Source organism: Streptomyces pluripotens (genome assembly GCF_000802245.2).
Classification (GTDB): Bacteria; Actinomycetota; Actinomycetes; order Streptomycetales; family Streptomycetaceae; genus Streptomyces; species Streptomyces pluripotens.
In genome coordinates, this window is record NZ_CP021080.1 from 2,723,245 (window position 1) to 2,737,913 (window position 14,669).

The 14,669-nt window shown below is 70.4% G+C and carries 14 protein-coding genes; 4 read left to right on the plus strand and 10 right to left on the minus strand.

What is annotated here, in order from left to right; translation table 11 throughout:
* Positions 1–3: 3 nt before the first annotated feature.
* Positions 4–528 (minus strand): 5-(carboxyamino)imidazole ribonucleotide mutase, encoded by a 525-nt coding sequence (gene purE / locus LK06_RS12015; protein ID WP_071659136.1) that lies wholly within the window; start codon positions 526–528, stop codon positions 4–6.
* Positions 525–1,685, minus strand: coding sequence for a 5-(carboxyamino)imidazole ribonucleotide synthase (locus LK06_RS12020; RefSeq protein WP_039656156.1), 1,161 nt, complete (start codon positions 1,683–1,685; stop codon positions 525–527). Before LK06_RS12020 ends, purE begins: the two co-directional genes overlap by 4 nt.
* A gap of 182 nt (positions 1,686–1,867) precedes the next feature.
* Between LK06_RS12020 and LK06_RS12025 the strand changes: the two genes are divergently transcribed.
* Positions 1,868–2,380: a GtrA family protein gene (locus LK06_RS12025; protein ID WP_039656157.1), complete on the plus strand. Its 513-nt coding sequence runs from the start codon at positions 1,868–1,870 to the stop codon at positions 2,378–2,380.
* 66 nt (positions 2,381–2,446) lie between these two features.
* Here the strand turns inward: LK06_RS12025 and LK06_RS12030 are convergent, their stop codons facing one another.
* Positions 2,447–3,718: an ATP-binding protein gene (locus LK06_RS12030; protein ID WP_039656158.1), complete on the minus strand. Its 1,272-nt coding sequence runs from the start codon at positions 3,716–3,718 to the stop codon at positions 2,447–2,449.
* A gap of 38 nt (positions 3,719–3,756) precedes the next feature.
* A complete protein-coding gene (locus LK06_RS12035; protein WP_020940464.1) occupies positions 3,757–4,434 on the minus strand; it encodes a response regulator transcription factor in 678 nt (225 codons plus the stop codon).
* 489 nt (positions 4,435–4,923) lie between these two features.
* Here LK06_RS12035 and LK06_RS12040 point away from each other — a divergent pair, with 489 nt between their 5' ends.
* Complete coding sequence (locus LK06_RS12040) at positions 4,924–6,462, plus strand: peptide MFS transporter (protein WP_043433044.1); 1,539 nt, start codon at positions 4,924–4,926, stop codon at positions 6,460–6,462.
* Positions 6,463–6,716: 254 nt separating this feature from the next.
* On the opposite strand, the gene LK06_RS12045 is transcribed toward LK06_RS12040, so the two are convergent.
* From LK06_RS12045 to LK06_RS12060, 5 genes are all read right to left on the minus strand, one after another.
* Entirely contained in the window at positions 6,717–7,847 is a 1,131-nt protein-coding gene (locus tag LK06_RS12045; protein WP_039656159.1) for a hypothetical protein, read from the minus strand.
* Entirely contained in the window at positions 7,811–8,095 is a 285-nt protein-coding gene (locus tag LK06_RS33120; protein ID WP_159025204.1) for a hypothetical protein, read from the minus strand. Before LK06_RS33120 ends, LK06_RS12045 begins: the two co-directional genes overlap by 37 nt.
* 29 nt (positions 8,096–8,124) lie before the next feature.
* The gene (locus tag LK06_RS12050; RefSeq protein WP_039656161.1) at positions 8,125–8,889 is read right to left on the minus strand and encodes an LPXTG cell wall anchor domain-containing protein; all 765 of its coding nucleotides are present in this window, start codon (positions 8,887–8,889) and stop codon (positions 8,125–8,127) included.
* A gap of 269 nt (positions 8,890–9,158) precedes the next feature.
* Positions 9,159–9,728, minus strand: coding sequence for an ATP-binding protein (locus LK06_RS12055; RefSeq protein WP_039656163.1), 570 nt, complete (start codon positions 9,726–9,728; stop codon positions 9,159–9,161).
* A gap of 294 nt (positions 9,729–10,022) precedes the next feature.
* Positions 10,023–10,400 carry an STAS domain-containing protein gene (locus tag LK06_RS12060; RefSeq protein ID WP_039656165.1) on the minus strand — a complete coding sequence of 126 codons (378 nt, stop codon included), beginning with the start codon at positions 10,398–10,400 and terminating at the stop codon, positions 10,023–10,025.
* A gap of 247 nt (positions 10,401–10,647) precedes the next feature.
* Here LK06_RS12060 and LK06_RS12065 point away from each other — a divergent pair, with 247 nt between their 5' ends.
* Positions 10,648–11,544, plus strand: a complete 897-nt coding sequence (locus LK06_RS12065) for an RNA polymerase sigma factor SigF (RefSeq protein ID WP_039656167.1) — start codon at positions 10,648–10,650, stop codon at positions 11,542–11,544.
* Between the two features lie 284 nt (positions 11,545–11,828).
* The gene (locus LK06_RS12070) at positions 11,829–13,403 is read left to right on the plus strand and encodes an RICIN domain-containing protein (RefSeq protein ID WP_043433041.1); all 1,575 of its coding nucleotides are present in this window, start codon (positions 11,829–11,831) and stop codon (positions 13,401–13,403) included.
* A 79-nt stretch (positions 13,404–13,482) separates the two neighbouring features.
* On the opposite strand, the gene hutI is transcribed toward LK06_RS12070, so the two are convergent.
* Positions 13,483–14,658 carry an imidazolonepropionase gene (gene hutI / locus LK06_RS12075; RefSeq protein WP_039656170.1) on the minus strand — a complete coding sequence of 392 codons (1,176 nt, stop codon included), beginning with the start codon at positions 14,656–14,658 and terminating at the stop codon, positions 13,483–13,485.
* Between the last annotated feature and the right edge of the window lie 11 nt (positions 14,659–14,669).

Here is a 14,669-nt window from a genome sequence, read left to right on the forward strand (position 1 = left end):
GCGTCACTTCCCGAAGCCGAAGCCGCCGCCTGCGCCCTCGACCCGGGAGCGCAGCCGCTTGCCCTTCTCGGTGGCCTGGTCATTGAGGTCCTGCTGGAAGTCGCGCATCCGCTGCAGCAGGTCCTCGTCGTGCGCGGCGAGCATGCGGGCTGCGAGGAGGCCGGCGTTGCGGGCACCGGCGACGGAGACCGTGGCAACCGGGACGCCGGCCGGCATCTGCACGATCGACAGCAGGGAGTCCATGCCGTCCAGGTACTTCAGCGGCACGGGCACGCCGATGACCGGCAGCGGGGTGACCGAGGCGAGCATACCGGGCAGGTGGGCGGCGCCCCCCGCACCGGCGATGATCGCCTTCAGTCCGCGGTCAGCGGCCTGTTCGCCGTACGCGATCATCTCGCGAGGCATACGGTGCGCGGAGACGACGTCGACCTCGTAGGCGATCTCGAACTCGTCGAGGGCCTTGGCGGCGGCCTCCATCACGGGCCAGTCGGAGTCCGACCCCATCACGATGCCAACGACTGGGCTCATTCGGTGATTGTGCCTCTCAGGTAACCGGCTGCGTGGCGGGCGCGCTCCAGCACGTCGTCCAGGTCGTCGCCGTAGGTGTTGACGTGTCCGACCTTACGGCCGGGCTTCACGTCCTTGCCGTACATGTGGATCTTGAGCTTGGGGTCGCGCGCCATGCAGTGCACGTAGGCGGAGTACATGTCCGGGTAATCGCCGCCGAGAACGTTGACCATCACCGTCCACCTGGCCCGGGGACGCGGGTCGCCGAGCGGCAGGTCGAGGACCGCGCGGACGTGGTTGGCGAACTGCGAGGTGGCCGCGCCGTCCTGGGTCCAGTGTCCCGAGTTGTGCGGACGCATCGCCAGTTCGTTGACGAGGACGCGGCCGTCACGGGTCTGGAACAGCTCCACGGCGAGATGACCGACGACCCCCAATTCCTTGGCGATGGTCAGAGCCATCTCCTCGGCCTTGAGCGCCAGGGCCTCGTCCAGGTCGGGGGCGGGCGCGATCACGGTGTCGCAGACACCGTTCACCTGCTGGGACTCGACCACCGGATAGGCGACGGCCTGGCCGTGCGGGGAACGGACGACGTTCGCGGCAAGCTCGCGGAGATAGTCGACCTTCTCCTCGGCGAGGACCGGCACGCCCGCCTTGAACGGCTCGGCGGCCTCCGCTACGGAGCCGACGACCCACACGCCCTTGCCGTCGTAACCGCCGCGGACGGTCTTGAGTACGACCGGGAAACCATCACCCCCGGCGTGCTCGGGGAGACCCTCGCGCGCGAACGCGGCCACGTCCTGCGGGTCGGTCACGATCCGGTGCCGCGGACACGGGATGCCGATCGCGTCGAGCCTGGCGCGCATCACCCCCTTGTCCTGGGCGTGCACGAGCGCGTCGGGCCCCGGGCGCACGGGGATGCCGTCCGCCTCCAGGGCCCGGAGGTGCTCGGTGGGTACGTGTTCGTGATCGAAGGTGATCACGTCGCATCCGTGCGCGAACTCGCGCAGCGTGTCCAGGTCGCGGTAGTCGCCGATGACGACGTCGCTCACCACCTGCGCCGCGGAATCCTGGGGAGTGTCACTGAGAAGCTTGAACCTGATGCCCAACGGGATGCCTGCCTCGTGCGTCATACGCGCGAGCTGCCCCCCGCCAACCATGCCGACTACCGGGAACGTCACCCCCCTAGCGTATCGGCCACACCGGGGTGACCGGATCGCGTCCCCAGCACAGTCTCTTACCCGCTGTTTTCCGGCCTCTTTCCAACCCGTTTCCCGGCTGTGGCCTAGCCCGCAGGCAACGACGGGCCCGCCTGGATAGCATGGCCGGGTTGACGAAATCTACCGACGGGAGCTGCACAGCCATGGAACCTCGTTCCTCGGGGCTGCAAAGGCTCGTTCACGAGGTGGCCAAGTTCGGCGCCGTCGGCGGTGCCGGCGTCCTTGTCAACCTCGGCGTGTTCAACCTGGTCCGGCATGTGTCCGACCTGCCCGTGGTGCGCGCCGGCATCATCGCGACGGTCGTCGCGATCGCCTTCAACTACGTCGGCTTCCGCTACTGGACGTACCGGGACCGCGACAAGGGCCGCCGCTCCCGGGAACTCACCCTGTTCCTGCTGTTCAGCGCGGTCGGACTAGTGATCGAGAACGGTGTGTTGTACCTGGCGACCTACGGTTTCGGGTGGGACAGCCCGCTGCAGAACAACATCTTCAAGTTCCTCGGCATCGGCATCGCGACCCTGTTCCGGTTCTGGTCGTACCGCACCTGGGTGTTCCGGGCGCTGCCGCCCCGGTCGGCTGAGTCGATCCTGGCGGCCGAGGCGCGCGGACCGGGCCCCCAGCCAGAGGGGTCGCGGTCCGCCCAGCGCGTACCGTAGGCCAGGCCGCAGTCCCCCGGGCGCGGGCGCCGTCCCCGGCACCAGCGCCTACGGATCACGGCCGGGTCAGCGAACCGTGGGCCGGCTCTCGTCCGGCCTGTGGACCGGGGGTGTGCGCGAGAGGAAGAGGCCGAACACCGGTGGCTGGGCCTGGAGCAGTTCCAGACGCCCCCCGTCGGCCTCCGCGAGGTCACGGGCGACGGCCAGGCCGATTCCCGTGGAGTTCCGGCCGCTGATCGTGCGCTCGAAGATGCGGGCGCCGAGGTCGGCCGGAACTCCGGGCCCCTCGTCGGTGACCTCGATCACGGCCTGGTTGCCGGTGACCCGGGTGCGCAGGGCGACCGTGCCGCCACCGTGCATGAGGGAGTTCTCGATCAGCGCCGCCAGCACCTGGGCGACGGCGCCCGGGGTGCCGACGGCCTGCAGATGCCGCTTGCCGGAGCTGACGATGGCCCGGCCAACGTTGCGGTAGGCCGGCCGCCACTCGGCGAGCTGCTGCTGGATGACCTCGTCCAGGTCGAAGGAGACCGCGGAGCCCGTGCGCGGGTCGCGCGAGTTGGTCAGCAGCCGCTCCACCACGTCCGTCAGCCGCTCGACCTGCGTGAGCGCGACGTTCGCCTCTTCCTTCACGGTGTCCGGGTCGTCGGTGAGGGTGATCTCCTCCAGACGCATGGACAGCGCGGTCAGCGGTGTCCGGAGCTGGTGGGAGGCGTCGGCTGCCAGGCGCCGCTCGGCCGTCAGCATGCGCGCGATCCGTTCGGCGGACGAGTCCAGTACGTCGGCGACCCGGTCCAGCTCGGGGACGCCGTACCGCTTGTGCCGGGGGCGCGGGTCGCCGGATCCGAGCCGTTCGGCGGTCTCGGCGAGGTCGGTCAGCGGGGAGGCGAGTCGGTTGGCCTGCCGTACGGCGAGCAGCACGGCCGCGACCACCGCGAGCAAAGCGACCAGGCCGATGATCAGCAGGGTCCGGCCGACCTCGCGGGTCACCGCGGAGCGCGGCTCCTGCACGGTGACCGTCTCGCCCTCCTCGCCCATCTGCGTGGAGCGGATGACGTCGCCCTGCGGTTTGGTGCCGATCTCGATCGGGGCCCTGCCAGGCATCCGGATCACCGCGTACTGGTCCTTGCTGACCGGGTTGCGCAGCACGTCCGCGTTGACCTTTTCCGAGGCGAGGACCCGGCTGTCCACGATGCTGGCCAGCCGTAGTGCCTCGGACTCCACTCGTGCCTGGGCGCTGTTGCTGATGGTCCGGGTCTCGACGATCACGAGGGACACGCCGAATACGGCGATCACCACGAGGACCACGGCGAGGGTGGACTGGATGAGACGTCGGCGCATGTTCCGTCACTTGGGGTGATCGCTGGGCCCGGGCGGGCTCAGCTCTTCTCGAACCGGAAACCGACTCCCCGCACCGTCGCGATGTACCGGGGGTTGGCCGCATCGTCGCCCAGCTTCTTGCGCAGCCAGGAGATGTGCATGTCGAGCGTCTTGGTGGAGGACCACCACGTGGTGTCCCAGACCTCGCGCATCAACTGGTCGCGGGTCACCACCCGTCCGGCGTCGCGCACCAGCACCCGCAGCAGGTCGAACTCCTTGGCTGTGAGCTGGAGTTCCTCGTCCCCCATCCACGCACGGTGCGACTCGACGTCGATCCGCACCCCATGCGTGGCCGGCGGCTGCTGCGGCTCGGCGGCGCCGCGCCGCAGCAAGGCCCGTACGCGGGCGAGTAGTTCGGCGAGCCGGAAGGGCTTGGTCACGTAGTCGTCGGCGCCCGCGTCCAGGCCGACGACGGTGTCCACCTCGTCGGCCCGTGCGGTCAAGATGAGGATCGGCACCGTGTGGCCGTCGGCGCGCAGCCGGCGGGCGACCTCCAGGCCGTCCATACCGGGCAGGCCCAGGTCCAGTACGACCAGATCGACGCCGCCCTGCATTCCGGCGTCGAGCGCGGTGGGTCCGTCCTCGCGCACCTCGACCTCGTAACCTTCCCGGCGAAGGGCGCGGGCCAGCGGCTCCGAGATGGACGCGTCATCCTCGGCGAGCAGTACACGGGTCATGAAGTGATGGTAGACCGCCCGCGTCCACTGCCGGAGCGTGATCGGCTCCAGGGATTCTTACCTTCGCGACCTACTGGTACGAACCATTGGTCTGAAGATGCGATCGGAGGGGATACCTTCGAATTCACCCTCACGGTTCCATCGACACCTGTGATCCGTGTCTCAAGTCCTTCCATATCCGGCACTGTCCTGCCGTATGGTGACCTGAACGCCTGTAGCACCCTGAGGACCTTCAGCGGGCATTGTCGCTGAAGGTCTCTTTTGTGTGCGGGCTGACCAAGATCAGCCTCGAAAGGAATGACCTCTGGCCGGGCTCCGGACGCAGTGACGCGTCACGGGGCGTGGATCCCGGTGGTCGCCGTCCGCCGCTCCGCGATCCGGAGCGGACTCCCCCTGGGCGTGGGGGTGGACGACCGACCTGCCGGTGCCGGCCGCCCCCCACCGGGCGCGCAGCGCTCCAACGCGCGTCCCGACCAGCAAGGAACGACCATGGCGTCCAGCCTGACGAAGGACTCGGTCCGCCCGGGCACCCCCGGTTCCGAGAAGACCTTCTTCGGCCACCCCCGCGGACTGGCCACCCTCTTCATGACCGAGATGTGGGAGCGCTTCTCCTACTACGGCATGAAGGCCCTGCTCACCGTCTACCTGCTCTCTGGCGGCCCCAACGCCGGTAAGGACAGCATGGGCGGCGGCCTGGCCATGGACGTGGCCACCGCCACGGTGATCGTCTCCGTCTACTCGGCGATGGTGTACCTGCTCGCCATGCCCGGCGGCTGGCTCGGCGACCGCATCTGGGGCCCGCGCAAGACGGTGGCCGTCGCGGCCGTCACGATCATGTCGGGCCACATCGTGCTGGCCCTGCCCGGCGGCCAGGCACCGTTCTTCGCGGGTCTGGCACTGGTCGCGGCCGGTTCGGGCCTGCTCAAGGCCAACATCTCCACGATGGTGGGCCACCTGTACGACGGTCCGAACGACCCGCGTCGCGACGGTGGCTTCACGATCTTCTACATGGGCATCAACGCGGGCGCCTTCTTTGCCCCGCTGGCCATCGGCACCGTCGGCCAGGAGATCAGCTGGCACCTCGGCTTCGGCATGGCCGCGGTCGGCATGGCGATCGGCCTGGCCGCGTTCCTGCTCGGCACCCGCCACCTGAGCCCGAAGAGCAACGTCGTCCCGAAGCCGCTGAACACCGAGGAGCGGACCTCCTGGCTGCGCAAGGGCCTGACCTCTTTGATCATCGCGACCGTCTTCTACGGCATCGTCGGTGTCTCCGGTCACTTCACCCTGAACTGGGCGATGATCCCGCTGACCATCATCGGTCTGGTCGTACCGGCGGGCGTGCTGCTGCGCATCAAGCGGGACAAGGACCTCTCAAGGACCGAGCAGTCGAAGATGACCGGCTACATCTGGTTCTTCGTCGCGGCCGCCGTGTTCTGGATGATCTACGACCAGGGTGCGTCCACGGTCCAGGCGTTCGGCGAGGGCAAGACGTCCAGCTCGCTGCTGGGCTTTGACTTCCCGTCCTCGTGGTACCAGTCGCTGAACCCGCTGTTCATCATGGCGCTGGCCCCGGTCTTCGCCTGGTTCTGGGTGTGGCTGAACCGCAGGGGCAAGGAGCCCAGCACCATCGTGAAGTTCGCGATGGGCCTGGTCCTGATCGGCATGTCGTTCTTCTTCTTCGTGATCCCGCTGGCCATGGCGGTGAACGGCACCACAGTCAGCCCGATGTGGCTGGTCGGCGTCTACTTCATCCAGACCGTCGGCGAGCTGTGCCTGTCGCCGGTCGGCCTGTCGGTGACGACGAAGATGGCCCCGGCCAAGTACGCCAGCCAGATGATGGGTGTGTGGTTCCTCGCGGTCACCGCCGGCGACTCCATCACCAGCCTGCTGTCCAACCCGGCCGTCGCCGGGGTCGACTTGAGCGGCAAGGGCGCCGTCTTCGGGGAGGCGCTCCTCGCAGCCCTCGCCGGATTCGCGGTGTGGATGTACCGCCGGAAGGTCAAGACGCAGATGGGCGAGGTGCACTGACACACCGCCCTGCATACGGCGAGGGCCGCCGCACCCCAGGTGCGGCGGCCCTCGCCGTACCGGCGGCGCGAGACCTGTGTCCGGGCGGGGTGCATGTCGTGGTCGTGTCGAGCTCCTTGACCGTCCGGACGCCGGGGGAAGGGCCGCACTGCCGCTCGCACCGGGCTCGTGGGTGCCGGTGAAGCCGGCGAACTCGACCGGGCCGACGGACTCTGTCGTGCCGGCCTGCGCCGCGGTACCCCTCCTCAGCCTGCTCACGTGGGCCCCTTGGTGGTGGGAGTGGTGGGACTCGTCGGGGCCTCGCCGGGCGGTGCGGGATTCCGGCCAGCCGCAGCAGCCGGAGCGGAATCCGGGGTGAACCACGGCAGGGCCGGAGCCGTGGGGGGCGGGGCGGTCTCAAGGGTGCGGGCGCGCCGCACCCGCACCCGCGGTGCGAGGCTCATCGGTGGCCGGGACAGGCGCCGGTGGCGGACACCGCCCGGAGGGTGTGGCCGTACCCGGTCCACCAGGGCCATCCCGGCGCGGAACAGCGCGGCTGGTACTACCAGGCAGAGCAGGAGCCAGAACAGGGTCACGCCCCACGGACGGGCCACGCCCCACGCCTGTTCGGCGAGGATCCGGCCGTCGTACCTCAGGGACACGGTGTAGTCGCCGTGCGCCCCGGCCGACAGCTCGACCGGCAGCTTGATCTGCGCCTTCCGGCCGGGCTCCAGGGTGCCGTGCCACTGCCGGTCGTCCCACTGCGGGGCGAAGACACCGTGCGCGGTGCCGACCTGGAAGACGGGGTCCTTGACCGCGCCGGAGCCGGTATTGCCGACGGTGAGGACGAGCGTCCGGCCGGGGGGTGCCCCGAACCAGGTCAGCAGGCCACCGGAGCCGGTCAGCCGGGCGGCGGAGAGCGCCACCAGACGACCGCCGGAGCGCTCAGCGGGCAGTGGGGCGACGGGATGTCCGGCAACCTGTAGGACGGCGTCCGCCCCCGCCTTCGCCCCGGTGACCGTGGCCACGTGCACCACGCAGGGGCAGGGTACGGGCGGTTCGACGACCGGCAGTTTCCGGCGAAAGGCCCCCCGGGCGTCAGCGGTTACGGCCCGGCCGTCGGCATTGGCACAGGAGTTGGTGCCGCCGATGACGCCTCGGGACGGTGTGGCCCGCCCGCAGATCAGCAGCATCAGCAGGGTGTGCGGCCGCCATCCGGTGCCACTGACGGTGACCGAACCTCCCGTCCCTGCGGTGGCCGCCGACAATGTCACGGCGGGCCGGTCCGCCGCGCCGGCCGGGCTCACGGGCCGCAGCAGGAGCAGCACGGTGGCCAGCGTGGCCACCACTACCCGCGCAGCGGTCCGCTTCACGACCCCACTCCCCTCGACTCGATCTGCTCGCATGGGTGGCCGGCTTCTTCGGTGCGCCCCGTACCGCGTGGGCGCCGCCGTACGAGGAGCCCGGCAACGGCCGCGGAGTCCCACAGGACCGTTCCGGGCATGCCCTCGGCGTAACGCTCGGGGCGTCCTCCGCCGGTCGGCGTGAGGGACCGTCCGCCCGTGGGCGCGGCGGCGGAGGGCGGCACGGGCGGCGTGAGCAGGAGGAGTGGCGTGAGCGAGTGCACGCCGAGGACGCGTACGGCGGACGGCATGGGCGGCTCCAGCAGTACGACCGGATGATTCAGCGGCGTGCGGCCTGGCCGCGCCGGGTCAGCCACAGCACGCCCGCCGCACCGACGAGGACGACCGTGCCGCCGAGCGTGCCGAGGGCGACCGTGGAGTCCTCGGGGCCGGTCTGCGGGAGCTGGCCGCCGGAGGAGGAACCGCCCGAGGACGAGGAAGCAGCGGTGGTATTACCGGAAGAACCAGAAGAACCGGAGGAACCGGAGGAACCGGAGGAACCGGAAGAGCTGGAGCCGCCGGAGGGGGACGAGCCTCCAGCCGCCGTCACGTCCAGGATCAGGGACGGCTTGGGATTGTTGGTCGGTGTGCAGGTCGTCGTCGTGCCGAGCGCCTTGATGGTGAGTGTGCCTGCCGTGAAGGTGACCTTGCCGGACTTCTTCGGTGTGTAGGTGCCGCTCAAGTCGCTGATTTTGATGGGGGTGTCGGCGGGGATCGCGGCCGCGTTCGGGGGGCCGCTGACTTCGAGCGTGCCGCTGCCGACACCGCCCAGTTCGATGGTGGCACTCGGGCTCATCGCCCCCTTGCCCAGCTCCACCGGGCTGGAGGAGACGCCCTTCTGCCAAGACATGGTGATCTTGTAGCCTCTGACGCCCTTGACGCCCTTGATGTCGATGGGTGACACGGCGCTCTTCACACCGATCGGCGTCTGACAGTGGTAGTCGACGTCGACGACGTCGGCGTGGGCGGCCGGTGCGGCCAGCAGCACCACAGAGCCGGCCAGGGCGGCGGACGCGAGCGCGGCGGTTCGTCTCGGGTACGACACGATCGGTCCACCCCATTCATTTCACGGCGGTCGACGACGACACGATGACTGACGGCGCATCAGATGTGGCCGACAAGGTACGCCTGGGTCCGTGAGGAAGGAAGACGCGGCACACGCCGGAGTTGACGCGATCCGAGGTGTGCGGCGAGGTGCTCGTGGGGCGACGCAGCCGCGCCGGTGCCGCCCTTGGAGCGCGGATGCCGGATCACCCGGGACGCGCCAGGAACTCGGCACCCGGACGCGACAGGAGCTCGGCCCCGGGGGGACCGCTACGCCGGAGCGCCCAGTTCCGCCCAGACGGTCTTGCCGGAACGGCCGGGGGGCCGGACCACCCCCCAGTCGAGGCACAGCCGCTGCACGATGAACATGCCGTGGCCGCCGGGGCGACCGGCACGGTGCGGGGTGCGGGGAGCTGGCTGGCCGACGCCGCGGTCGGAGACCTCCAGGCGAATCACCTTGTTGTCGCAGGAGAGGACCAGTTCGTCGGGCCCCTCGGCGTGCAGGCACGCGTTGGTGACCAGTTCGGACACGACGAGCAGCACGTCCTCGGCGGCAGCCCGCTGGTCTGCGGTGGTGGCGGGCAGCCAGCCCCACGCGTACAACGCCTGACGGGTGAAGTCGCGGGCGAGCGGGACGACCCCGCTCTCGCCCTCCAGAACGAGTCTGCGGACCTGCCCGCCCTCTGCTTCCCGGGCGCCGTCGGCAGGCCCGGACGGCACGGACGGCGCGACTGCCCCCGCGGAAGCGCCGGAAGCCGGCGCACCCCCCTCGGACGCCCCGGAAGCACCGCTGGGCTCCGGGCCGCGGTCGCCCGGCGAGCAAGGCCGGGTGGTGCTCATCAGCGCTTCACCTCACCGATTCACCAGTTCACGATTCAAAAGTCCGACACCGGCCAGTGCTGGACACTCTGCAAGTCCGCGGCCCATGGTCCGTGGTCCGCCGTCCGCCGGAGTCTCCCGCACGCACGCCCATCGCACAAACGTCCGCTCAGATGGCTCCGTGCTCCCAGGACGGTCCGACGGCCGGGCGTGCCACTGGCAGCTTGCCCTCTGCCCTCTCCTGCCCAGCCGGCCCGGCGGAACACCCCCGCACTCGGCGTGACGGACCGGCTCGCGGACAGCCGGGACACAGACTCAGTCGACGCCGCCGGCCAGCGCCGCCTCCACGGAGTCGTGGACGGTGAAGACCGCCTCGGCTCCGGTGATCTCAAACACCCTGGCGACCACCGGCAACATCCCTGCCAGATGGACCCCACCCCCGGCAGCCTCCGCTTTCAAGCGGGCTCCGAGCAGGACGTTCAGCCCCGTGGAGTCGCAGAACTCCAGACGCGAGCAGTCCACGACGAGCCGCGCGAAGCCCTTGGCCAGAAAGTCGTCGAGGGGTTCACGCAAAAGATCGGCGGTGTGGTGATCAAGCTCACCCACTGGTGTCAGAACGGCGCTGGAGCCCTCTTCCCGCACCTCCACCAGAAGCCGGCCCGACTGTGCGCTGCCGACCATCCCGTGGTCCATGCCGTCTCTCTCCCGAGGTCGTGGCTGTTGATGCCCTCGAACATTACGCCTTCCTTCCGCACTCCGACACCCGAAGAACCTCAATGAAATAGGTCATAGAGCCACAGAACGCACTTGCGGCGGCTTCAAAGAAGCGGGTAGGGCTAGTAAAGACACGTACCGCTACACGCCGGCTTTGGAGGCGCCGCACACCGCAGTGCACGTATTGGCTTCGGCAGCCATATGCCGAAAACGATGGAGGACACCCATGTCACCCCGGCTCGACGCATCGCATACCCGGGTCGCGACGTCGACACTCCCACCGGAACAACTGGATCATCCCATCGACCCCCTCGACCCGTTCGAGGGACTCCAGGAGATCCCCCCTTACGACGAGATCGGCGCGGTCGATGCGCGGGCCCTGTCCAAGACGCTCTTCGAGCGCCTGGAGTCGTTGGAGGAAGGGACGCACGAGTATTCGTACGTCCGCAACACGCTCGTCGAGCTCAACCTCGCGCTCGTCAAGTTCGCCGCCTCGCGTTTCCGCTCCCGCAGCGAGCCGATGGAAGACATCATCCAGGTCGGCACGATCGGCCTGATCAAGGCGATCGACCGCTTCGAGCTCTCCCGGGGCGTCGAGTTCCCCACCTTCGCCATGCCGACCATCATCGGCGAGATCAAGCGTTTCTTCCGCGACACCTCGTGGTCCGTGCGCGTCCCGCGCCGGCTGCAGGAGCTGCGCCTGGACCTGGCCAAGGCCGGGGACGTGCTGTCCCAGCAACTGGACCGCGCGCCGACGGTCGCGGAACTCGCCGAGCACCTCGGACTCTCCAAGGACGAGGTCGTCGAGGGCATGGCGGCGTCGAACGCCTACACCGCCTCCTCGCTGGACGCACAGCCCGAGGAAGACGAATCCGAGGGCGCGCTCGCGGACCGCATCGGGTACGAGGACCACGGACTGGAGGGCATCGAGTACATCGAGTCACTCAAGCCCCTGATCGCCGAGCTCGCGACCCGGGACCGGAAAATCCTTTCGCTGCGGTTCGTGGCGAACATGACGCAGTCGGAGATCGGCGAAGAGCTGGGCATCTCCCAGATGCACGTGTCGAGGCTGCTCTCACGCACCCTGGTACGACTACGCAAGGGGCTGACCCTGGAGGAGTGACCTTCGCGGCCCGCACAGCCTGCCCCGCGGCGGACCTCCGGGTTCCCTCGTGAACCCGTCGAAGCGGCCCAGCCGTCGGCGCCGGGCCGCGTCACTGTGCCCGCGGGGCCCGACCCGCACCCATCCGACCGAACCGGGCCCCTGGGCCGTCCACCGCGCGGTTACCGACGGAAACCTCTTTCCCAGGGCGTCCTCCTCCACCACTATGGGGCCCCCGAACCGGCTAGTAGGCCGGACCGGGGCCGCTCGGACACGGCCCCGCGGTGTCGCGAGGAGGAAGAACGATGGCTCAGGGGGACCGGGCCGCAGCGGACGGGGGCCACGAGGACGTACCGGACGCGCGGTTGACCGAACTCCTGCGGTCCCCCACGGCGACGGCGTACCCCGCGCTGCAGGAGCTACGCAGGCGGCACCACCCGGCGGTCCTCGCCTATGCGCGGCTGTGCGCCGCGGGCGAGGCCGCGGCGCACAGGCTGGCGGCGGAGGCCATCACCCGCGTGGCCAGGGAATCGGCCCGCGGTGTGGAGCCGAACGTCCCGCTGCGCCACCGGCTCCTGCTCCTCACCGCGAAGTCGGCAGCCGGCTGGGCACACGACGAACGCTCGGCGAGTGTCGATCCGGGTCTACTGCTGGTGCTGAACCTGGCGGGCCTGCCCGACGGCCCACCCCCGCCTCTCCTCCCCGCATTCCAGTCACTGCCGTCCCGCACCCAGGGCCTGATCTGGTACGGCGTGCTGGAGGAGGAGCCGCCGGAGCGGACCGCCGCCTTCCTCGGCCTGAGCCGCGCAGACGTGGCCCACGGCACGCCGCAGGCCCTCAAAGCCCTGGCCCAGGCCTGCCTCACGCACCGCCTGAACCGGTCGGACGACCCCCGCTGCGCCGACTTCCGCAGGCTGATCGAGGAAGCGGTACGGCCGGACGCCCCGCGCCACAGCACCGACCTGGACGCCCACATGGCGCGCTGTCCGCACTGCACAGCCGCGTTCGAGGACCTACGAGCGCTGCGGGACGCCCCGCGGCAGACGCTCGCGGAGGGCCTGCTGCCGTGGAGCGGTGCGGCGTACATGCACTGGGAGGCACCCCCGGTGGCCGCCGACGCGACGGGAGAGGGCACGGGGCGGCCACCCCGACGCCGTGTCCTCCTGGCCTCGGCGGCCCTGGGCGTGGCTCTGACCCCGCTGCTGGGGTTCCTGCTCGTCCCGGTACACCGCTCGGACCAGCAGTCGGCGGCGACGACGCCCGCGCCTCCCCGCGTGACAGTGACGGCGACGGTCTCCATCGCCCCGTCCCCCGACGTCCCCCCGTCCGCTTCCGCGGCTCCTTCCCCGTCGTCCTCCCCGCCGTCCTCCCCGGCCCCGTCAACCACCTCCGGGGCCCGTTCCCCCGCCCCCGTCACGCACCGGCCGCCACCGCCCCATCGGGGGACTCCCGCCCCGGCGCCCTCGCCCGCGCAGCCGGGCACTTCGTACGCCCAGGTGGTGAACGTCGCCACGGGCCGCTGCCTGGACATCCGCGACGGTGACCTGTCCCAGGGCAACGACGTGATCACCGCGCCCTGCTCCTCCTCGCGCACCCAGCGTTGGCGTGTCGACACGTACCTGGGCGTGCTCCGCTCGGCGGCCGACGACGGCTTCTGCCTGGACAGCAGGGGCTCGGTGGACCGGGGCCTCGGAATCTGGGGGTGCGACTCGGTCTACGGCAGAAACGGCGAGAACCTCCGCTTCACCGTCGATGTCGACGGCACGATCCGCCCGGACATCGCCATCGAGACGGCCGTGGCACCGGCTGGCCGGTACGGAGTGGCCCTGCGGCCGCTGGACGGCAGCCAGGACCAGCAGTGGCGGGCCGGGGCGGCGTAACCGGTCAGGGCGATGTGACCGACCACGGCGACGGCCCGGCCCGGTGGACGAAGTGACTGGACATGCCCCGCGCGGCTGCTCAGAGCATCCGCTGGCCCCGCCGCCACACCCCGCTGACCAGCGGCACCCCCGGGCGGTAGGCCAGGTGCACGTGACTCGGGGCATCGAGCAGGATCAGGTCGGCGTAGGCACCGGGGGTGAGGCGGCCGATGTCCGTGCGCCGCAGGGCCACCGCACCGCCCGCCGTGGCCGACCAGACCGCCTCGTCGGGTGTCATCCGCATGTCACGGACGGCCAGGGCGATGCAGAAGGGCACGGAGGAGGTGAAGGACGAGCCGGGGTTGCAGTCCGTGGACAGGGCGACCGTGGCTCCCGCGTCCAGCAGGCGGCGCGCGTCCGGCCACTCGGCCCGGGTGGAGAACTCGGCGCCGGGCAGGAGCGTGGCGACCGTACGGCTGTTGGCCAGGGCGTCCACGTCCGCGTCCGTGAGGTGGGTGCAGTGGTCGGCGCTGGCCGCGTCCAGTTCGACGGCCAGTTGGACGCCGGGGCCGTAGGAGAGCTGGTTGGCGTGGATGCGCGGGTGCAGGCCCTTCGCCTGGCCGGCGGTGAGGATCGCGCGGGCCTGGTCGCCGTCGAAGGCGCCCTTCTCGCAGAACACGTCGATCCAGCGGGCGTGCGGCACGCAGGCGTCCAACATCTCGCCGGTGACCAGGGCGACATAGGCCGCCGGGTCGTGGGCGTGGTCGGGCGGGACGATGTGCGCGCCGAGGTACGTCACCTCGTCGGTGTGCCGCGCCGCGATGCGCAGGGCGCGGGACTCGTCCTCCACGGTCAGGCCGTAGCCCGACTTGGTCTCGAAGGTGGTGGTGCCCTGGCGGAGCGCCTCCGCCAGGTAGTGGGTGAGGTTCGCCTCCAGTTCGCCGTCGCTCGCGGCCCGGGTGGCCGCCACCGTGGTACGGATGCCGCCCGCCGTGTAGGAACGGCCGGACATCCGGGCGTTGAACTCCTGGGTGCGGTCCCCGGCGAAGACCAGGTGCGAGTGGGAGTCGACGAAGCCGGGCAGCACCGCCCGGCCGGCCGCGTCGATCCGCTTGTCAGTGGCGGGTGCTTTGCTGGATTCACCGGTCCACGCGACGCGGTCGCCGTCGATGACGACGGCCGCGTCCTGGATCAGACCGAGGGGGGAACCGTCACCGAGGGAGGGGTCGTTGGTGACCAGTGCGGCGATGTTGGTGACGACGGTGCTGCTGCTCATGGTGTCCTCAA